The 19210-nt window shown below is 63.8% G+C and carries 15 protein-coding genes, 1 tRNA gene and 1 pseudogene; 8 read left to right on the top strand and 9 right to left on the bottom strand.

Features of this window, described 5'->3' with window-relative positions:
• The 6 genes from recQ to CWO91_RS35460 form a co-directional block, all read right to left on the bottom strand.
• Nucleotides 1-1618, bottom strand: a 1618-nt coding sequence (gene recQ / locus CWO91_RS35485; protein ID WP_130220108.1) for a DNA helicase RecQ, incomplete at its 3' end; no start/stop codon positions are given.
• 131 nt (nt 1619-1749) lie between these two features.
• A complete protein-coding gene (locus CWO91_RS35480; protein WP_130220107.1) occupies nt 1750-2493 on the bottom strand; it encodes a polysaccharide deacetylase family protein in 744 nt (247 codons plus the stop codon).
• A gap of 103 nt (nt 2494-2596) precedes the next feature.
• Nucleotides 2597-3598, bottom strand: a complete 1002-nt coding sequence (metA, locus tag CWO91_RS35475; RefSeq protein ID WP_130220106.1) for a homoserine O-succinyltransferase MetA — start codon at nt 3596-3598, stop codon at nt 2597-2599.
• Between the two features lie 12 nt (nt 3599-3610).
• Nucleotides 3611-4912 carry an O-acetylhomoserine aminocarboxypropyltransferase/cysteine synthase family protein gene (locus CWO91_RS35470; protein ID WP_130220105.1) on the bottom strand — a complete coding sequence of 434 codons (1302 nt, stop codon included), beginning with the start codon at nt 4910-4912 and terminating at the stop codon, nt 3611-3613.
• Nucleotides 4913-5180: 268 nt separating this feature from the next.
• Nucleotides 5181-6740, bottom strand: coding sequence for an amidase family protein (locus CWO91_RS35465; protein ID WP_130220104.1), 1560 nt, complete (start codon nt 6738-6740; stop codon nt 5181-5183).
• A gap of 119 nt (nt 6741-6859) precedes the next feature.
• Nucleotides 6860-8041 (bottom strand): MFS transporter, encoded by a 1182-nt coding sequence (locus CWO91_RS35460; RefSeq protein ID WP_165405941.1) that lies wholly within the window; start codon nt 8039-8041, stop codon nt 6860-6862.
• A gap of 98 nt (nt 8042-8139) precedes the next feature.
• On the opposite strand from CWO91_RS35460, the gene CWO91_RS35455 reads away from it, so the two are divergent.
• The 6 genes from CWO91_RS35455 (at nt 8140) to CWO91_RS35430 (ending at nt 13948) form a co-directional block, all read left to right on the top strand.
• Entirely contained in the window at nt 8140-9093 is a 954-nt protein-coding gene (locus tag CWO91_RS35455) for a LysR family transcriptional regulator (RefSeq protein ID WP_130220102.1), read from the top strand.
• A 227-nt stretch (nt 9094-9320) separates the two neighbouring features.
• Nucleotides 9321-10280 (top strand): fatty acid desaturase, encoded by a 960-nt coding sequence (locus CWO91_RS35450; RefSeq protein ID WP_130220101.1) that lies wholly within the window; start codon nt 9321-9323, stop codon nt 10278-10280.
• A 237-nt stretch (nt 10281-10517) separates the two neighbouring features.
• A complete protein-coding gene (locus CWO91_RS35445) occupies nt 10518-11516 on the top strand; it encodes an NrtA/SsuA/CpmA family ABC transporter substrate-binding protein (RefSeq protein WP_245471472.1) in 999 nt (332 codons plus the stop codon).
• Between the two features lie 113 nt (nt 11517-11629).
• The gene (locus CWO91_RS35440) at nt 11630-12292 is read left to right on the top strand and encodes an ABC transporter permease (protein ID WP_245471471.1); all 663 of its coding nucleotides are present in this window, start codon (nt 11630-11632) and stop codon (nt 12290-12292) included.
• On the top strand, nt 12280-13155 hold the full coding sequence (locus tag CWO91_RS35435) for an ABC transporter ATP-binding protein (RefSeq protein WP_130220100.1): 876 nt from the start codon (nt 12280-12282) through the stop codon (nt 13153-13155). The genes CWO91_RS35440 and CWO91_RS35435 overlap by 13 nt, the downstream gene beginning before the upstream one ends.
• A 103-nt stretch (nt 13156-13258) precedes the next feature.
• The gene (locus CWO91_RS35430; protein ID WP_245471470.1) at nt 13259-13948 is read left to right on the top strand and encodes a Crp/Fnr family transcriptional regulator; all 690 of its coding nucleotides are present in this window, start codon (nt 13259-13261) and stop codon (nt 13946-13948) included.
• On the opposite strand, the gene atzF is transcribed toward CWO91_RS35430, so the two are convergent.
• Together atzF and CWO91_RS35420 are read right to left on the bottom strand one after the other, a co-directional pair.
• Nucleotides 13945-15327 (bottom strand): allophanate hydrolase, encoded by a 1383-nt coding sequence (gene atzF, locus CWO91_RS35425; protein ID WP_245471469.1) that lies wholly within the window; start codon nt 15325-15327, stop codon nt 13945-13947. The two genes, CWO91_RS35430 and atzF, sit on opposite strands and share 4 nt — an antisense overlap.
• Nucleotides 15328-16134: 807 nt before the next feature.
• Nucleotides 16135-16224: transfer RNA gene (locus CWO91_RS35420), tRNA-Ser, on the bottom strand.
• Nucleotides 16225-16419: 195 nt separating this feature from the next.
• Between CWO91_RS35420 and CWO91_RS35415 the strand changes: the two genes are divergently transcribed.
• Nucleotides 16420-16761 carry a hypothetical protein gene (locus CWO91_RS35415; RefSeq protein ID WP_130220099.1) on the top strand — a complete coding sequence of 114 codons (342 nt, stop codon included), beginning with the start codon at nt 16420-16422 and terminating at the stop codon, nt 16759-16761.
• 52 nt (nt 16762-16813) lie between these two features.
• On the opposite strand, the gene pcaF is transcribed toward CWO91_RS35415, so the two are convergent.
• Nucleotides 16814-18022 (bottom strand): 3-oxoadipyl-CoA thiolase, encoded by a 1209-nt coding sequence (pcaF, locus tag CWO91_RS35410; RefSeq protein WP_130220098.1) that lies wholly within the window; start codon nt 18020-18022, stop codon nt 16814-16816.
• A gap of 214 nt (nt 18023-18236) precedes the next feature.
• Here pcaF and CWO91_RS35405 point away from each other — a divergent pair.
• Nucleotides 18237-19210 (top strand): annotated as a pseudogene (locus tag CWO91_RS35405) (DNA mismatch repair protein MutS); the annotation flags it as partial.

Raw genomic sequence — 19210 nt, 5'->3', positions numbered from 1 at the left:
CGAGGTCGCCGCGGCGCGATTTGGCCCGGCTCGAACGGATGCGGGTGCCGGGCGCTTCCTCGCGCAGCCACACCTCCGTTTCGCCGCGCAACACGCCGCGCGAAAACTCCGTCAGCTTCAGCGCGCCGAATGCTTCGCTGTCGCTCTGCAAATGCCCCATTGCCACCAACTGCCGCAGCACCGTGCGCCACTGCTTTTCGTTGAGCTCGCGGCCGATGCCGAACACCGACAGCTTGTCGTGGCCGAACTGCGTCACCTTCTCGGTCAGACGCCCGACCAGCACGTCGATCAGGTGCATCGCGCCGAAGCGCTGGCCGGTGCGGTAGACGCAGGACAGCAGCTTCTGCGCCAGCACCTTGCCGTCGCGCATCTTCGGCGGCGTCAGGCAATTATCGCAATTGCCGCAACTCTCGCCCATCACGATCTCGCCGAAATAGGCGAGCAGCCGCCGGCGCCGGCAGTGTGGCGTCTCGGCAAGACCCACCAGCGCGTCGAGCTTGCCGATCGAGACCCGCTTGAAATCGTCGGAGGCGTTGGATTCGTCGATCATGCGGCGCTGCTGCACGATGTCCGAGAGGCCATAGGCCATCCAGGCGGCCGACGGCTTGCCGTCGCGGCCGGCGCGTCCCGTCTCCTGGTAATAGGCCTCGATGCTCTTGGGCAGATCGAGATGGGCGACGAAACGCACGTCGGGCTTGTCGATGCCCATGCCGAACGCAATGGTCGCGACGATGACGATGCCGTCCTCGTTGAGGAAGCGGTCCTGGTTCCGGGAGCGCACGCTGCTATCGAGGCCCGCATGATAAGGCAGCGCGGCAATACCGGCGTCTTGAAGCGCGGCGGCGACCTCCTCGACGCGGTTGCGGGACAGGCAATAGACCACGCCGGCATCGCCCATGTGGCGCTCGCGGATGAATTCCTTCAGCTGCGACACCGCATTGCGCTTGTCGACGATCTCGTAGCGGATGTTGGGCCGGTCGAAGCTGGAGACGAATTGCGGGGCGCCCGTCAACTGAAGCCGCGCCACGATCTCCTTTCGTGTCAGCTCGTCGGCTGTCGCGGTCAGCGCGATGCGCGGCACGTCGGGAAAGCGCTCGGCGATGATGGAGAGACCGACATATTCGGGCCGGAAATCATGGCCCCATTGCGAGACGCAATGGGCTTCGTCGATCGCGAACAGCGCCACCTTTGCCTGCGCCAGCATCGACAGGCAGCGCGGCGTCACCAGCCGTTCCGGCGCGACATAGAGCAGGTCGAGATCGCCTGCGATCAGGCGGCGCTCCACCGCCGAGGCCTCCTGCGGAGTCAGCGACGAGTTCAGCGCGGCCGCGTTGACGCCGGCTTCGATCAGGCCGGCGACCTGGTCGCGCATCAGCGCGATCAGCGGCGAGACCACGATGCCGCAGCCCTCGCGCAGCAGTGAGGGGAGTTGATAGCAGAGCGACTTGCCGCCGCCGGTCGGCATCAGCACCAGGCAATTGCCGCCATCCGTCACGTGCCGGATGATCTCGCCCTGCGCGCCGCGGAACCCCGGCAGTCCGAACACCGAATGCAGCACTGACAACGCATCGCGGCCGTTGGCCGGCGCTGGCAGTGGAGCGGTGGAAGGGGAGGACATGAGCGTATGAGACGTTGAGATTTAGGTCAACGCCAGTCGCATGACCGCGCGAGCATGGCAAGGCCGTTTGCACGGCGGGGGCATGACTCTTCCCCTCTCCCCTTGACACGGGGAGAAGGGAAGAACAGCCGCTACACCCCGATCCGTCGCAAAGCTTCCGCGACGGTCACGATCGGCAGGTTGCGCTTGCCGGCCGCCTCCAGCGCATGGCGCATCAAGTGCGGCGTGCAGCCATAGGGGCTCGGCGCGTTGGCGACGTCGTGGCCGTAGAAGATGAGCCAGCCGCCGCTCTCGACTGCCTCATCAAAATAGCGATCAACGCCTGCCGGGTCGATCTCGCAATCCACAAGCGGCGACGCGCGCAGGAACTGGAGGTCGATGACGTCGCGATTGACGCCGGGAAGAATACCGCGCGCCGAGCGGTAGGCCCTTGTAAGCTGCGGCTTGCGCCAGACCGAGGCGAGGCCATACGGATAGGCGAAGTTCTCCAGCACGATCGAGGAATCGATGCTGCGGAAATAGTTGCGGTTTCGCTCGATCTCGCGGGCCATGGCGGCCTCGTCGAGATCGATCGCGCATTGGTGCGAGAAGGTGTGGCAGGCAATCTCGTGACCGGCCCGGTGAAGCCGCACGATCGCGTCATTCGACAGCCCATGCCAATGGTCCGACGGCTGATCGATCAGGCTGCCGGAGAGGTAGAACGTGCCGCGACCGTCATGCTGCTCGAGGAGCTCGGCACCTTCGCCTGCGGCGCTATCGGGGGCATCGTCGAAGGTGAAGCTCACCATCGGCGCGCGCGCAGGCAACCGGTGCGGGGCGGCGCGGAAATGCCGGGCCAGCCGATTGCTCACGCGTCCCTGGAGTTCCGACCACACGCTGCGTTTCCTGCGATTCGTATTTCTCTACTGAAACATTCGTGCACTGGTTGAGGCAAGCCTAACGCTCAAGTAATCCTAACGCGAAACCAACATCCTTTGGCTAGCGCGCCGAGACCGGCGCGTCGGCATCCGCGCCGAGATATTGCAGCCAGTTCCGGAACAATGCCGCCGCGGCGCTGCCGGCGGCGATATCGGCGCGCAAATTCAGCGCAGGCAATTCGTTGGCGAGCGCCGGATGGCGCTGGTGCCGCGCCTGCTTCTCGAAGCGGGCCAGCTTCTCTTCCGTCGCTGCGTCAAAATAACTCACGGGCAGGTTCGGATAAGTCTCGCGCTCACGCGCGAGATAGCGACCGATATCGCGCAGATATTCGCGCTGGAGCGATAGGGCATCATATTCCGGGTGGCCCTGGAAGAACACGAAGCGGCTGGCATATTGGCGTACGAAGACATCGACGCCGGCCTCCTCCGAACGTGTCAGCACCTGGTACCCGGCTCGAACGAGGTCGCCCTCGGCGATTTCGTTCAGGCGCGAATGCGAGACCTTGAGCGGCGCAGGTGCACCGCGCGTCAGCGGATCATGCGTTACGGCTTCGCAGTCGAAGATGCCGTGACATTTGGCCGGCAGCCGTCGTCGTTCGATACGGTCGAGATGCAGCACCGCCGCATGCGCGGCGAGGCACGACCAGATCGTCGAGCGCGTGTTGACCTTGGCCCAGTCGACGAGGTCGGTCAGGTCGCGCCAGTACGGCTCCTGGTCGAGCTCGGGCGCGACCGGCTCGGCGCCGGTCACGATCAGCCCATCGAATCTCTGGCGCTTGAGATCCGCAAGATCGGAATATTCGCTCTCGACATGCCACTTCGCTTCCGGCGAGCGCTTCACGCTAGGAAGCGAGAAGCAGTGGATGCGGATGCGGCGCGGGTCCGCGGCGGCCTGGAGCAACTTCATGAACTGTCGCTCGGTCGCCTTCAGCGCCGGGTCCGGCATGTTGTTGATCAGCCCGATGGTCAGCTCGGCGCCGCCGCGATCACACGCGAGATCACCCCCGGCTGGCACCAGTGCCGGGCTCGACATGACTTGATCCCTGTCGATCAAGATCGTCATCGGCGCCCTGGCCTACTCCGCGGCCTGGAGACGCGACGACGGACAGGCCTTTTCCAGCGCCTGGTCGATGTCCTCGATGATGTCGGCGGAATGCTCGATGCCGATCGACAGGCGGATCGTCTCCGGCAGCACGCCAGCTGTGCGCTGCTGCTCCGCCGACATCTGCCGGTGCGTGGTCGAGGCCGGATGACAGGCGAGCGACTTGGCATCGCCGATATTGACGAGGCGCGTGATCAACTTCAGTGCATCGTAGAAGATCTTGCCGGCTTCCATGCCGCCCTTGATGCCGAAGGTGAACAGCGAGGAGGCGTTACCGTTCAGATATTTCTGCACCTGCGGATAATAGGGGCTGTCCGGGAAGCCCGTGTAATTGACCCAGGCCACGCGCGGATCACCACGGAGGAATTCGGCGACCTTGCGGGCGTTTTCGACGTGGCGCTCCATGCGCAGCGCTACCGTCTCGATGCCCTGGAGCAGCAGGAAGGCGTTGAAGGGCGAGAGCACCGAGCCCATGGTGCGCTGATAGACGCTGCGCGCGCGCTCGATATAGGCGGTCCTGCCGAAGCGCTCGGCATAGACGAGACCATGATAGGACGCGTCCGGCTTGTTGTAAGCCGGGAAACGATCGGCGTATTTGGCCCACGGGAAGTTTCCGGAATCGACGATGGCACCGCCGAGCGTGGTGCCGTGGCCGCCCAAAAACTTGGTCAGCGAGTGCACGGCGATATCGGCGCCGTAGTCGAACGGCTTGAGCAGGATCGGGGTGGCCACGGTGTTGTCGACGATCAGCGGCACGCCATGCGAATGCGCGATTTTCGCCAGCGCCTCGATGTCGCAGACATTGCCGGCGGGATTGCCGATGGTCTCGGCGAACACGGCGCGGGTATTCTCGTCGATCAGCTTCTCGATCGCATCTAGCTTGTCGCTCTCGGCGAAGCGGCCGGTGATGCGCTGCCGCGGCAGGATGTGCGAGAGCAGCGTGTGCGTGGTGCCGTAGAGCTGCGGTACGGAAACGATGTTGCCGCCATGATCGGCGACGTTGACAAAGGCGAAATGCAGCGCCGCCTGGCCGGTCGCAACCGCGAGCGCGCCGACGCCGCCTTCGAGCTGCGCGATGCGCTTCTCCAGCACCGCGCTGGTCGGATTGGCGATGCGGCTGTAGCGAAAGCCCTCAGCCTCGAGATTGAAGAGCGCGGCGCCATGATCGGCGCTGTCGAAGGCGTAGGCCGCGGTCTGGTAGATCGGCACGGCGACGGCGTGCGTGCTGGCTTCGGGTTCGTAGCCGGCGTGAATAGCGATCGTCTCGTTGCGCATCGTGCCACCTCCGCGTGGAGCGGGCCGCACTTATTGGCCTCACGGCATGTGCGTTGTCCGCTGTCCTCCTGTTAGAGGCGGGTGGTAAAGCGGACAATAATTCGCCTAGAGATCGAGGAAGTAACCCTAACGCTTGTTGGCGAGGTGGCCAGAATTCGGGTTAAACTGGATTAACGAATTGACGAGGTTTGCTGCGACAGCGGCGTTGCTTTTGCCTTCTCCCCCTTTGGGGAGAAGGCAGGTCAACGCGGCGATAGCCAGGCTACACCTAAGCCATCTGCTCCCACAGCCTGTGGGCGAGCACGCCGGCGCGTTTCTCGATCGCGGCCGCGGCATCGAGCGCAAGATCCTCGCGATACCGCCCGGCAATGAGCTGCACGCCGATCGGCTTGCCATCATGGAGGGCCACCGGCACCACCGCGCCGGGCAGGCCCAGCACGTTGATCGCGGAAATGAAGCGGATCTCGCCCCAGAAGATCTCGCGCACGCGCTCGGGACTGACCGTGTCCTCGCGCGGGCCCGGCGTCGGCTTCACCGTGGTCGGCGCCAGCACGACCGGATACTCCTCGAAGAACAATTGCCAGGCGCGGATGTGGCCATTGCGCGCGGCCGTCGCCTGCATCCAGGCTTTGAGATCGAGCACGTTGGCCTTGGTCTTCATGCCGCCCCAGGCCTTGTGAAAATCCTCGGAGGTGACCTTCAGCATGCTGGCTTCCTGCATCACCACGGTCTCGTTGGTGATGATGTCGCACCAGGTCTGCCAGACGCCGTTGATGTCGGGCACGTCGACCTCGCTGACGCGATAGCCGGACCGCTCGAGATGATCCGCGGCCTGGCGCAGCGCCGCGGTGACCTGCGGATCGACGTCCATGTCATCGGGGATCTTTGCCAGCGCGACCTTAATCGGCCCCTTCGGCTTCGGCCCGGCCAGCGGCGCCGGCACCCACCAGGGATCGCGCGGATCGCGTTGGCTCATCACCTCCAGTGCGAGGCGAACGTCGGCGACGTGACGGGCGAGCGGCCCCTGCGCCGACATCAGATGGGCCAGCATCGGCCGCTCGGCGGTGGCGCTTCCGTTAAAAGCGGGGATGCGTCCCTGCGTCGGCTTAATGGTGGCAATGCCATTGCAATGCGCCGGCCAGCGCAAGGAGCCGCCGATGTCGTTGCCATGCGCGATGGTGCCGATGCCGGCAGCGACCGCCGAGCCCGCGCCACCCGAGGAGCCACCGCAGGTGATGTTCGTATCCCAGGGGTTCAGCGTCAGCCCGTGCAGAGGATTGTCGGTGAAGCCGCGGAAGGAGAATTCCGGCGTATTGGTGAGCCCGATGATGATCGCGCCGGCCTTTTTCAAGTTGCGCACCACGGGGGAATCCGACGGCGCGATGAGGTCCTCGTTGGCAGGAACGCCGTTGAAATTTGGCCGGCCTTCGTAGTCGACATTCTCCTTGATGGTTACAGGCACGCCATGCAGGAGGCCGAGTTCGCCGCCCTTCGCGCGCCGCCTGTCGGCTGCATGCGCAGCCTTCAACGCCTCTTCCGAGAGATCGACGACGACGGCGTTCAGCCTCGGATTGATGGCGTGCATCCGTTCGAGATGCGCTTCGACGGTCTCGACGGCGGAGATTGCACCGGAGCGGATGGCAGCCGCAGTCTCGACCGCCGACCATTGCCAGGCCGGCCCCTTGGGACGGCGCGATGAGGCCGGCTTGAGCCGCGTGGCTTTCTTTGCCTTCTTTGCAATGATGCCCTTGCGGCTTGCGCCTTTCTTGCTCGAGGTCTTAGCCGGTTTCTTCGAAGCCGCTTTCTTCTTGGTCGTCGTCTTCGCCACGTCGCATCTCCTGAAATTGCGTCGCAGACGTTACGGATGGCGAAAGGACGTGTACAGGTGCGTTTTCTGCATGGCGCGATGGCGCGGCGCGGCGAATTGTCCGCGAACGCGCCGCTGCGCTATTCCGCGGGACAAGCCGCAACGGCGGCTTGCGCGCGGTCCAGCCGGAGGCTCCACAGCGCCAGCACGAGACCGACAGCGGTGATGCTGGCTGCGACCAGAGGGAGCGCCGAAAGGCCGAGCCCGCGATCGATGGTGACGCCGCCGGCCCAGGCGCCGAGGGCGTTGCCAAGATTGAACGCGGCGATGTTGAGGCTGGAGGCGAGCGTGCGGCCATTGGGCCCTGCCGCTTCCAGCACGCGAAGCTGGAGCGGGGCGACGGTCGCAAAAGCGGCGATGCCCAGCAGCAGGATCAGCACGATCGCCGGGACCTTGACCGACAGTACGGCGGCAAGGCCAAGAAGCACCATGGCGAGCGCGGCGAGCGTTCCAATCAGCGCGCCGGCGAGGCCACGGTCGGCGAGCTTGCCGCCGGCGACGTTGCCGATCGCGAGCCCGACGCCGAACACCAGCAGGATCGGCGAGACTGCGGCCTCCGAAAAGCCGGTGAAGCGCGTCAGGATCGGCTGGATATAGGTGAAGACGACGAACAGGCCGGCAAAGCCGAACACGGTCATGGCAAGGCCGAGCAGCACCTGCGGGCGGCCGAGCACCGAGACTTCCTCGGCAAGCGAGACCGGCTTGTCGCCGTTACCGACATGGCCGGGCACGAGCGCGGCGACCACAGCAAAGGCGATCACGCCGATGACCGTCACGGCCCAGAATGCCGCGCGCCAGCCGAGCATCAGGCCGAACCAGGCGCCGAAGGGCACACCCAGCAGTGTCGCGACCGTGAGGCCGATGAACATGGTGGCAATCGCCGAGGCCCGCTTGTCTTCGGCGACCAAGCTCGTGGCCACCACCGACCCCACGCCGAAGAAGGTACCGTGGGCGAGCGATGTCAGCACGCGCGCGGCCATCAGCAGTTCGTAGTTCGGCGCCAATGCGCAAGCGGCATTGCCCAGCGTGAAGATCGCCATCAGCGCCAGCAGCACGGACTTCCGCGGCATGCGCCGTGTGACGAGCGTCAGCACCGGCGCGCCGACGAACACGCCGAGCGCATAGCCGGAGATGAGCAGGCCCGCGACCGGCACCGAGACATGCATCTCGGCGGCGACCTGGAGCAAGAGGCCCATGATGATGAATTCAGTGGTGCCGATGCCGAAGGCACCAGCGGTGAGCGCAAGGACGGCGGAAGGCATGCGTGGCTCCGATGGATGAAACGAGCCACGCAGATAGCCGCGCCGCAGCAAAACCATTAGAATGTCCGCAATCCAATCATTTGTGACGTGAATTCAACATGGGCCGTTTCGACACCAACCGCTCCGCCGAGATGGAGGTTTTCGTCCGCGTCGTCGACTTAGGCGGCTTCACGCAGGCCGCGCAAAAACTGCGCCTGACGCCGTCGGGCGTGAGCAAGTTGATCTCGCGGCTCGAGGCACGGCTCGGCTCGCGCCTCGTCAACCGCACCACGCGCAAGCTGACCCTGACCGAAGAAGGCCAGGCGTTCTACCAGCGGGCCGTGCGGATCCTCGCAGAGATGGAGGAAGCCGAGCGCGAGGCGGCCTCCGGTGCGACCCCGCGCGGCCGCCTCACGGTGAACAGCAACATCCCGTTCGGCATGCTGCATGTGATGCCGCTGATCCCGCGCTTTCTTGAAGAGCATCCCGACGTCACACTCGATCTCGTGCTCACGGACACGCTGATCGACCTGATGCAGGAACGCGCCGACGTCGCGATCCGTGTCGGTCCATTGCGTGCGTCGCGTCTCGTCGCACGGAAACTCGGCACCAGCCGCATGGTCGTGGTCGGCGCGCCGGACTATCTCGCACGCTGCGGCACGCCGAAGACGCCGTCCGATCTCGCCGATCACCGCGGCATCGGCTGGACGTTTCCGCGCAGTATCCACGGCTGGCCATTCAAGCGCGGCGACCAAACCGAGGAAGCGGTGCCGTCACCCGTCGCGCGCGCCAGCGACGGCGAAGCCGCGCGCCGCCTTGCGCTGGGCGGCGTCGGGCTCGCGCGCCTCGCCCTCTTCCACATCGGCCCCGACATCGAATCGGGCCGCCTCGTGCCGGTGCTGCAAAGCTACAACCCCGGCGACCGCGAAGACATCCACGCCGTCTATGTCGGACACACAGCCCCGCTCCCGGCACGCGTCCGTGCATTCATCGATTTCCTCGCCGAGCATGTGCGGGTGAGCGACCCGGCCCTGAAGCGGGCGGGGGATGGGAGGTGGAGGGTGGTGGGATGAGGCTGATAGCGGAGAGCGCCCATAACGGCACTAGCGGTCAATCCGTCGCCGGGTCAATGCGGTGAAGCGAGGGCCGCAAATCTCGGGATGCCCGGCGGCCAACGCCCGCGAAATTAATTGCTTCTGCGTTGCGGCGTCGCTCCCTAGGGTCGGCCTGTGCTTGACGAATTCCAACGTCCGCACGAGCACGGTCAAGTGCGTGATCCCGGAAAGAGGCGACTACGATCATGAGCAATGCCATCACTGCCACCGGAGAGAAGCCGCTAACTCCGGCCATGCTGCGCGAGTTGTCGATGCGGTGCAATTGGCGAGGTCTGGTCCGTGTGGCCAGCCACTACGGCGTCATCGTCGTTGTCGGCGCGCTGATCTGGCTGGTCTCGTCGCGATACGGAATCGTCTGGACGTTGCCGCTGGTCGTCGTCCAAGGTTACTTTGTCGCATTCCTGTTCATGGTGGTCCACGAGACCGCCCACAAGACGGCGTTTCGCAGCCGCGCTCTTAATCTCGCCTTCGGTCATCTCTCCTCGTTCGCGGTCGGCTTGCCTTACGAATATTACTGCCTGTTCCACTGGGATCATCATCGGTATACGCAGGATCCAAAGAGAGACCCAGAACTGCTGTCGGTTCCGATCCCGACCTCGGACGCGCAACTGGTGATCGTCTACAGCGGCCTGCGGCAGGTTGCCTTCCGGGCGTGGCTGATGCTTCGCCATGCGTTGACCGGCAACGCCACGTCACCCTGGATTCCGGAAAGCAAGCGCTGCGTTGTCGTGAGGGAAGCACGCCTCTATCTGGCAGGCTACGTCGCGCTGCTGCTGGCATCGGTCGCGCTGCACACCTTGTTCCTGTTGTGGGTCTGGGTCGTCCCCGTGATCGTCGGCCAATTGTTTCTGCGTCCGTATCTCCTTGCCGAACACACCGGTTGCGATCGTACGCGCAGCGCCTTCCAGAATACCCGCACCACTTATACCGCCATGTTCGTGCGCTGGTTTGCATGGAACATGCCCTATCATGTCGAGCACCATGCCTATCCTTCGATTCCGTTCCATGCGCTGCCGAAACTGAACGGGATCGTCGCCGATCAGATCGTCTACCGGGGCCCGGGCTACATCGCAGTGACGCGGCAGACGTGGGCCTGGTTTCGCCGCGCACGCAACGGGATCGAAAGCTCGATCGGTTCTGATTGAATCGGGATTAGGGCTTGGCGAAAGCCAGCAGGGTGCCGTTGCCGCAGGCTACGAAGCGCCCAAGGTGTGAGCAGCTTGATGAATTTATTGCCCCAGTCACAGTCGGAAGCTGATCTGCTTGCGCAAGAATTGGACAGCGTCGAGCCTTGTCGATTAATTGCTTCACGGTCTCCCGTCTTGAGACGACCCTCTCGTCACGGTCGATCACTCCGGTCGCCGGCATCACAGGGGTTTGGCATGCGATCAACAACCGCTCTTCGCTCTGCCGTGTTCGTGCTTACTGCGTCCTTCCTGTTTGCGACGCCTCAGCGCGCGACCGCCGAAGAATTGCTGAAGGCGCGGCTCGCCCAGAATCTTGGGCCGATCTCGGGACTGGCGATTGTCGCCAATGCGAAGGGTATTTTCGCCAAGCAGGGGCTCGACATCTCGGTCTCCAATTTCACCAGCGGGAAGCAGTGCCTCGATACGGTGCTAGGGGGAGGGGCGGATATCGCGACAACCGCCGAGGCGCCGGTCACGGCGGCTGCGATGGCGCAACAGCCGATCGCCTTCGTGGCGGGGATGGAATATTCGGATCTCAAGACCATGACCGCGGCTGCTGCCGGGATCAAGACGAAGGCCGATCTGCGTGGAAAGCGCATTGCCTTTACGGCCGGAACCGGCAGCGAGGTTTACACGTCGGTTCTGTTGAAAGCGGCGGGCCTGACTTCGAAGGACGTGACGCTCGTCAACCTGCGACCTCAGGAGATGCTCCCCGCCATGGCGGCCGGCAGCATCGACGCGTTCGATACCTGGGAGCCGCACGTCGCGAATGCGAAGAAGGCTCTCGGCGAAGGCGCGATCCCGCTTGAGACCAAAGGTCTCTACTCGGAAACCTTCAACATTGTCGTGACGCAATCTTACCTCGCGGCCAACCCGGCGATCGTCAGCAAGTTCCTGGCGTCCCTCATCGAAGCCGAGGGCTGGCTCAAGGCGCATCCGGATGATGCGATCGACGTCATCGCCACAGCGACCGGGATGAAACGCGACGAATTGGCTTCGATCTGGCCAGACTATGTCTACCATGTGCGCCTCGACGACAGGATTCTCACGACTCTGAAAACCCATGCCGCCTGGCGGCTCGAGACCGGCAATCATCCCCCTGGAGCGAGCATGCCCGATTTCTCGAAAGTCCTGGTGACGGCGCCGCTGAAGACGCTCGATCCAGCTCGCGTCACGTTGGAGGCGCGCCCGTGAGCGTCGGGAGACGCAGCAGCGCGAGCGCGACCGCACGGCTGAGCGTACTGGTCGCCGTCCTCTCCGTGCCCGCCTTCACAGGCGTGTGGGAACTGGTTGCTCGCTCCGGCATCGTGAACCCCGTGCTGTTTCCGCCGCCATCGACCGTCGCTATCGCCATTCTCGAATGGATTCGCAGCGGACAATTCTTCGCCGACCTGATGGCGAGCCTCTCGCGCGTGGCCGCGGGATTTGCGATCGGGGCCGCGGGCGGGATCGTGCTCGGCGTCTTGACTGGCCGGTTTCGGCTGGTGTCCAGCCTGCTTTCACCCTTGTTTCACATCCTTCGTCCAATTCCTCCCGTCGCCTTCGTGCCGATCGTCATCCTTTGGTTTGGCCTCTCGGAGACAGGCAAGCTTTTCCTGGTTGTTTGGGGCGTGTTCTTCACGGTATGGCTCGCGACCCACATCGGGGTGCAGAAAGTCGACCGCGGACTTATCCGTGCCGCCCAGATGCTCGGCACGCCGCAGCCACAGATGCTGTGGGAGATCGTCCTTCTTGGCGCGCTGCCCTATATCACGGTCGGTCTTCGGACCGCGGTAAGCATCTCCTTCTACACGCTGGTCGCCGCCGAGTTGGCGGGAGCGTTCGCCGGCATCGTCTACCGTATCGAAATTGCGCAACAGAACATGCAAACGGGTCAGGTCATGGGCGGGTTGGCGGCTCTCGGGCTGCTTTCCTTCGTCGCCGACCGTTCCTTCGCGACTCTTGCCGAACGTGCCGTGTGGTGGCGATGACCCCGAGCCTGCTTCGTCCAGACCAGCCGCTCAGGCTCGTGGATACGTATTCGCCGTCCGCCCCGGCGCGTCAGGCGATCATCCGGGTCGAGGATTTGAGCATCGTCTTCGATGCGCCGAGCGGACAGGTCATCGCGGTCGATCGCGTATCCCTGGCGGTAGCCCAGGGAGAATTCGTCTCGATCGTCGGTCCATCCGGCTGCGGCAAGTCCACGCTCCTGAATGCGATGGCCGGCCTCGAGCGGCCGTTCGAGGGCCAAGTGCTCATGGCCGGCAAAGCAATGCGCGCACCGCGACCCGAGATCGGGATGGTCTTCCAGCAGCCACATCTGTTTCCGTGGAAATCGGTACGCCGGAACATCGCGCACGGGCCGCGCGCCCTCGGCAAGCCGAAAGCGGAGGCGCTGCGGATTGCCGACGACCTCATCGAGATGATCGGGCTGACCAAATTTGCGTCGGCATATCCGCACACGCTATCTGGAGGCATGCAGCAGCGGGTTGCGATTGCCCGTGCCCTCGCCAACCAGCCGCGCGTGCTGTTGATGGACGAGCCGTTCGGAGCGCTGGATGCACAGACCCGGGCGGTCATGCAGGACAATCTGCTCGAGCTCCGCGAGCGGATCAACGCAACAATCGTCTTCGTTACACACGACATCGATGAAGCGATCCTTCTCTCTGACCGTGTGCTGATCATGAGCGCGGGACCAGGCCGCATCCTCAAGGATCTTCAGGTGAGTCTGCCGCGACCGCGCTCCAGCGCCATCGTTGCGGAGGCTGCCTATCTCGCCCTCAAGCGGGATTGCCTTGACCTGATCCGCTCGGAAGGCCGCCGGGCCTTCGAGCAAATGGAAGTCAAGGCGTAGGCGCCTGACGACAGCTCTGGCATGGCTCTTGAATGGCTTTCCTTGCGGCGGGCAAGGGAGCGAGCAGATGTCAGCGGCAAGTCTCAGGAATACGACCGGCATCATGCTGGCGGGATCGGATGCTCTGGTCGGGTCGCTGCCCAGCTTGTTGGATCCGTTGTGTGAGGCTGACCGGCGTCGTGTCCTCGCCATCGGCCGCGAGGAGGTCCTGCAGGCAGGCAAGCATGTCTGGCGCCAGGGCGATCTGCAGAACGGCATTTATCTGATCGAAGAGGGGCGTATTCGCAGCTACTACGCGGCTCCTTCCGGACGCGAGGTGACGCTGGCCTACTGGTTCGCCGGCAATTTCGTCGGCGGCCCGGATCTGTTCGGTACTGGTGCCCACGTATGGTCTTCGGTTGCGGTGGAACGGAGCCAGGTTACGTTCTTGCCCGGCCAAGCCCTGCGCGCGCTGGCGCTTCAATCGGCTAGTATCGCGGTCGCGCTGCTGGATGCACTCGCCTTCAAGGCACGGTGCTATTCGGCCATGGCGCAAATGCTGGGGACCCGCTCGGTGACCGAGCGGTTGCATCGTCTGTTGGTCTTCCTCTCGAAGATCTACGGCTCGCAGCAGGGCCGTGAGATCGTGATCGGAATCCCGTTCACACATGGTGATCTCGCCAATCTGATCGGTTCAACACGCCAATGGGTTACGGTGCAGCTTTCCCGCATGCAGGCAAGGGGTGTCATCCGTTATCACCGAGGCCTGATTGTAATCCTCAATCCACGCGCTCTCGATCTCGAAGTCGTCTAGGACGCGGCCTTCGGATATACTCTTGGATCGAACAGTGCAGCCTTCGCATCGGGCAGCCATCGCTCGGCAAGGTCGAGAAGAGCATAGTCGCACCACGCAGGCGCTAGCAAAGTGATGCCCATCGGCATGCCGTTGCCGAGCGTTGCGTTGGGAACTGCCACCGCGCACAAGTCCACGAGATTGGCAAAATAAGAGTAATAACCGAGGCGACTATTGAGCGTGATAGGATCTTCCATCATCTCCGAGATCGTAAAGGGGCGTGGCGCGGTAGGTACTATCAAGACATCGATCTCCTCGAAAAGCGATTGGATCTGGCGTCGCAGCTTCAAGAGTCGATGTTGCGCGGCGAACGCATCTATTGCGGAAAACCGGACGGCTGCGCTCAGCACGTTGCGGATGACGTCAAGCAGGTCTCCATGATCGATGTCCAGGAGCTTGCTGATCGCCGCATGACGTTCGGCAATCCAAGGCCCTGAAAAGAGCATTTCACCGGCTTCGGCGAAAGGCGCGAAGTCAATTTGCCTGGCTTGGCCTCCCAGTCCCGAAAGCCTCGTGCAGGCGTGCCTGTAAAGATCATTGCATTCCGGCATGCCGAACGAATTCAGATGACCGACAGAGACCTGGCCGAACCGGAATTTGCGAGGAGATGGGGAGGACGAGGCAATCCGTTGGCGGCTATAAGGATCGCTGTCGTCGAATCCTTCGATCAACCCGAGCAGAATTCGACCTTCGGCAATGGAATTGCAGAAAATCGAGGGGCAATCGAGCGTCGGACAGTTCGGCACAAGCCCCCGGGATGAGACGAGGCCGACGGTTGGCTTGATCCCGATGATCCCATTGAAGCCTGCGGGAATCCGGCCCGAGCCGCCGGTATCTGTGCCGAGAGCGAAGGCAACATGGCCGGATGCTACGGCAGCAGCCGAACCGGAGCTCGAACCGCCGGAAATATACAGGTCGTTAGCAGCGCTGGAACAGGCGCCATAGGGGGAGCGGGTGCCGGACAGTCCGGTTGCGAATTGATCTAGGTTGGTTTTGCCAAGACAGATCGCACCCGCGGCCGTCAATCTCTCGACGCATCTGGCCGATTGCGCAGCCACATATTCGAATGACGGACAGGCAGCTGTCGTTGGCATGTCCTCAACGTCAATATTGTCCTTGACGCCGAATGGCACGCCAAGGAGCGGCAGGAATTCACCCTCCTCCGCTCGCTGCACAAGGGCATCAGCCTCGGCCAGCGCTTCTTCTATGGGCCGCACATAGATCCAGCAGTTGCGGCGCCGGTCCCGTTCGATGCGCTCATAGACGGTTGTGATGATGGAGGCTAACTCGGCAGGCGAGCGTAGAGGTCGACTCTGCGCGGATAGGATAGCTTGCGGCACGGAATAAACTCCCAAGGGGCATGACCCCATAAATATGAAGCCGCTGCCCAGCGATGAAAGCAACTAAGCGCCTCGGCCGCACCGGCAGGACTCGAACTTGCAACCAAACCATTATGAGCGGCAGACTATCGACCGGCCTTGTTGATTTCCCTGCGTTTTCATTCGGGTTCGATCGCGTTCGTCACGGTTCGTTCGGGCTGTTTCTGGTGCGAAACTGGTGCGGATGAGGCGAGACGTTCAGACACGTAACCTGAAGGTCATAGATTCAAAACACTATCCACGAATTGAACCTACCAATTAGATCGGGTTGCGCAGCTGATCCTTCGACTGCCGATCTCATCATGGAGCGCAGACCACACGGGGGCGATCTAAACCGCCGGCCTCGCGGCTGCGTTGTCCGATTCTTGGTAGGTCTTTGATGAGCCTCGCTTTGTCAGCAGCCAGTCGAAATCACGCATCGATGTTGTCGGGACTCCCGACACGATTCGAACGTGTGGCCTTCACCTTCGGAGAGCAGGAATGCTAGGCGGCCTGCCGTATCCGTTGTTCCGCATCCAGATTGACCGGCCGCATCGCAATATCCTGAGTCGCTCGTCGGCATCTACCGCGTCCCAGTAGTCTTGCAGTGCTCGAACGTCGGTAAGCGACGGCCCGAAAGCCGCAAACAGGGCGCGGCCAATCGCCTGCAGCTGACTGCGGAGATGGTCCTCGAGGAGCTTGTGTCGCGCAATATACCCGGCATTCACGTCGGGAATTGCGCGGTTCGTAAGTATCCTAGATCGCAGTCTGGCGAACAAAATCGGGCAATGGCGGAGAGAGTGGGATTCGAACCCACGGTACGGTTTCCCGCACACACGCTTTCCAAGCGTGCGCCTTAAGCCACTCGGCCATCTCTCCGGAGCGCCCTCTCTTGAAGGGGCGCCGACGATTTTGCAAGGGATCGCGGGGAAATCGGGCGAATTTTCCGCAACATATTGTATTTACAAGGGAATATCTGGTACCGGTCGACGTTCTGATCTGCCGGCCGGCTGAACCTGAGGCGGGTTTGGGGCGACGATTCACGTGAGGACGCCAAACCGCCAGGGGGGTGCCATGACCGTCTGCAAGACCATCACTGCGCTGAGCCTGATTTCGGCCCTGGGTATCGCCCTCGCCACGCCGGCGATGGCGCAGGTCTGCACCCGCCAGGGCGTTGACGTGAGCTGCGACGACGGGCGGCGCGGCGTGCTTTCGGGCGATGCCATCATCTGGCCGGACGGCACCCGCTCGAGCTCGACGCCGCATCCGAGCGTGATCATCGGCAACAAGAGCTCGGTGCATGTCGGGGCCGGCGTGTTCGTCGGCCAGGGCAAGGGCATCGTGCCGCTGGATGATCCCAACGCACCGAACAAGCGGCAGTGCGCGATTCTGGATGGCGTGTCGTATTGCTATTGAGGCACTCGTTTTCATCTCTCCCCGTAAGAACGGGGAGAGAGACGGAAAGACCTCAATTCAGCTTCTCGATCGCGACCGCGACACCCTGGCCGACGCCGACGCACATGGTGGCCAGCGCGAGCTTGCCGCCGCGCTTTTCCATGCCATGCACGGCGGTGAGCGCGAGACGGGCGCCGCTCATGCCGAGGGGATGGCCGAGCGCGATGGCGCCACCATGCGGATTGACGAAGTCGGCATCATCAGGCACGCCGAGCTGACGCATGCAGGCGATGCCCTGCGAAGCGAAGGCTTCGTTCAGCTCGATCAAATCGAAATCGCTGATCTTCTTGCCGAGCCGCTCCATCAGCTTGCGGGTCGCCGGCACAGGTCCAATGCCCATGATGCGCGGCGGCACGCCGGCGGAGGCGAGGCCGAGAATGCGCGCGCGGGGCGTCAGGCCGTGCTTCTTCACCGCAGCTTCGGATGCGAGGATCATCGCGGCGGCGCCGTCATTGACGCCGGAGGCGTTGCCGGCGGTGACGGTGCCCGGATTTCGCACGATCGGCTTCAGCTTGGCGAGGCCCTCCAGCGTCGTCTCGGGACGCGGATGCTCGTCCTTGTCGACCGTGATGGGACCAGCCTTGCCGCCGGGAATCGTGATCGGCGTGATCTCTTCCGCAAAATAGCCGGCGGCGATCGCCGCGCCCGCGCGCTGCTGCGAGCGGATCGCGAAAGCGTCCTGGTCGGCGCGCGAGACCTGGAATTCCTCGGCGACGTTCTCGCCGGTCTCCGGCATCGCATCGACGCCGTACTGCGCCTTGAGCAGCGGATTGATGAAGCGCCAGCCGATCGTGGTGTCGAAGACCTCGGCCGAGCGCGAGAACGCTTCCTGCGCCTTGCCCATCACGAAGGGGGCACGGGTCATGGACTCGACGCCGCCCGCAATCGCAAGCTCGATCTCGCCGGAGCGGATCGCACGGCCGGCCGCGCCGACCGCATCAAGGCCGGAGGCGCAGAGCCGGTTCAGGGTCTGGCCGGGAACCGAATCCGGCAAGCCCGCAAGCAACAGCGCCATGCGCGCGACGTTGCGATTGTCCTCGCCGGCCTGGTTGGCGCAGCCGAAGAAGACTTCGTCGACCTGGGCCCAGTCGAGATTGGGATGCTTGGCCATCAGCGCCTTGATCGGGGTAGCGGCGAGGTCATCGGCGCGCACCTTGGCGAGTGAGCCGCCGAAACGGCCGATCGGGGTCCGCACGGCATCGCAGATAAAGACGTCACGCATCGTTGTTCTCCCTGAATGCCGCGATCCGGCCCAAATTCTTCAATGTCCGCGGAGTTTTAGGAGGGCGCCCGCGGCAGGTCAATTGACGGTTTCGCGTGCGTTTTGCAGGGCCTGCCGTCCGCCACGCATGCCGCCGTGCGGACAACGTGGAAACCTCGCCTCTCCGGCCAAAGCGATAGGAGCAAGGGGCGAAATTTTGTAGCTTGCGCCGCCCATGACAATGCAACAGCCCATTCCTGCGCCAGAGCCCGAATCCACGCCCGCCCCGCCAGCGGAAGCCGCCGCACGCGTGACGCCGATGATGGAACAGTACCTTGAAATCAAGGCGGCGCATCAGGGATTGCTGCTGTTCTACCGGATGGGAGACTTTTACGAGCTGTTCTTCGAGGACGCCGAAATCGCCTCGAAGACGCTCGGCATCGTCTTGACCAAGCGCGGCAAGCATCAGGGCGCGGATATCCCGATGTGCGGCGTGCCGGTCGAGCGCTCCGAGGATTATCTGCATCGCCTGATCACCGCCGGCCACCGGGTCGCGGTGTGCGAGCAGACCGAGGACCCCGCCGCGGCGAAAGCGCGCGGCAACAAGAGCGTGGTCCGGCGCGGCGTGGTGCGACTGGTCACGCCGGGCACGCTGACCGAGGACACGCTGCTCGACGCGCGTGCCAACAACTACCTGTTGGCGATCGCGCGCGCCCGCTCCTCCGCCGGCGGCGACCGCTTTGGCCTTGCCTGGATCGACATCTCCACCGCCGAGTTCATGGTGACGGAATGTTCGGGCGGCGAGCTTGCCGCGACACTGGCGCGCATCAATCCGAACGAGGCGATCGTCACCGACGCGCTCTACAACGACAACGAGCTCGGACAGACCTTGCGCGAGCTGCCGGCGGTGACGCCGCTGACCCGCGATGTCTTCGACGGTGCCACCGCCGAGAAGCGCCTATGCGACTACTTTGCGGTCGCGACCATGGATGGGCTGGCGCAGCTCACGCGGCTGGAGGCCACCGCGGCGGCCGCCGCCGTCACCTATGTCGACCGCACCCAGGTCGGCAAGCATCCACCGCTGTCGCCGCCAGCGCGCGAGGCCTCGGGCGCGGCCATGGCGATCGATCCGGCCACCCGCGCCAATCTCGAATTGACGCGCACGCTCGCCGGCGAGCGCCGCGGCTCGCTGCTCGACGCCATCGACTG

This window comes from Bradyrhizobium genosp. SA-3 (assembly GCF_004212635.1).
Lineage (GTDB): Bacteria > Pseudomonadota > Alphaproteobacteria > Rhizobiales > Xanthobacteraceae > Bradyrhizobium.
The sequence above is the reverse complement of the archived record's forward strand: the minus strand, read 5'-3'. Positions and strand labels throughout refer to the sequence as shown.

Excerpts from the sequence above, each read along its gene's own strand:
- metA (WP_130220106.1), bottom strand. The coding sequence starts at position 3,598 with ATGACGATCTTGATCGACAGGGATCAAGTCATGTCGAGCCCGGCACTG.
- CWO91_RS35470 (WP_130220105.1), bottom strand. The coding sequence starts at position 4,912 with ATGCGCAACGAGACGATCGCTATTCACGCCGGCTACGAACCCGAAGCC.
- CWO91_RS35460 (WP_165405941.1), bottom strand. The coding sequence starts at position 8,041 with ATGCCTTCCGCCGTCCTTGCGCTCACCGCTGGTGCCTTCGGCATCGGC.
- CWO91_RS35455 (WP_130220102.1), top strand. The coding sequence starts at position 8,140 with ATGGGCCGTTTCGACACCAACCGCTCCGCCGAGATGGAGGTTTTCGTC.
- CWO91_RS35450 (WP_130220101.1), top strand. The coding sequence starts at position 9,321 with ATGAGCAATGCCATCACTGCCACCGGAGAGAAGCCGCTAACTCCGGCC.
- CWO91_RS35445 (WP_245471472.1), top strand. The coding sequence starts at position 10,518 with ATGCGATCAACAACCGCTCTTCGCTCTGCCGTGTTCGTGCTTACTGCG.
- CWO91_RS35430 (WP_245471470.1), top strand. The coding sequence starts at position 13,259 with ATGCTGGCGGGATCGGATGCTCTGGTCGGGTCGCTGCCCAGCTTGTTG.
- CWO91_RS35415 (WP_130220099.1), top strand. The coding sequence starts at position 16,420 with ATGACCGTCTGCAAGACCATCACTGCGCTGAGCCTGATTTCGGCCCTG.
- pcaF (WP_130220098.1), bottom strand. The coding sequence starts at position 18,022 with ATGCGTGACGTCTTTATCTGCGATGCCGTGCGGACCCCGATCGGCCGT.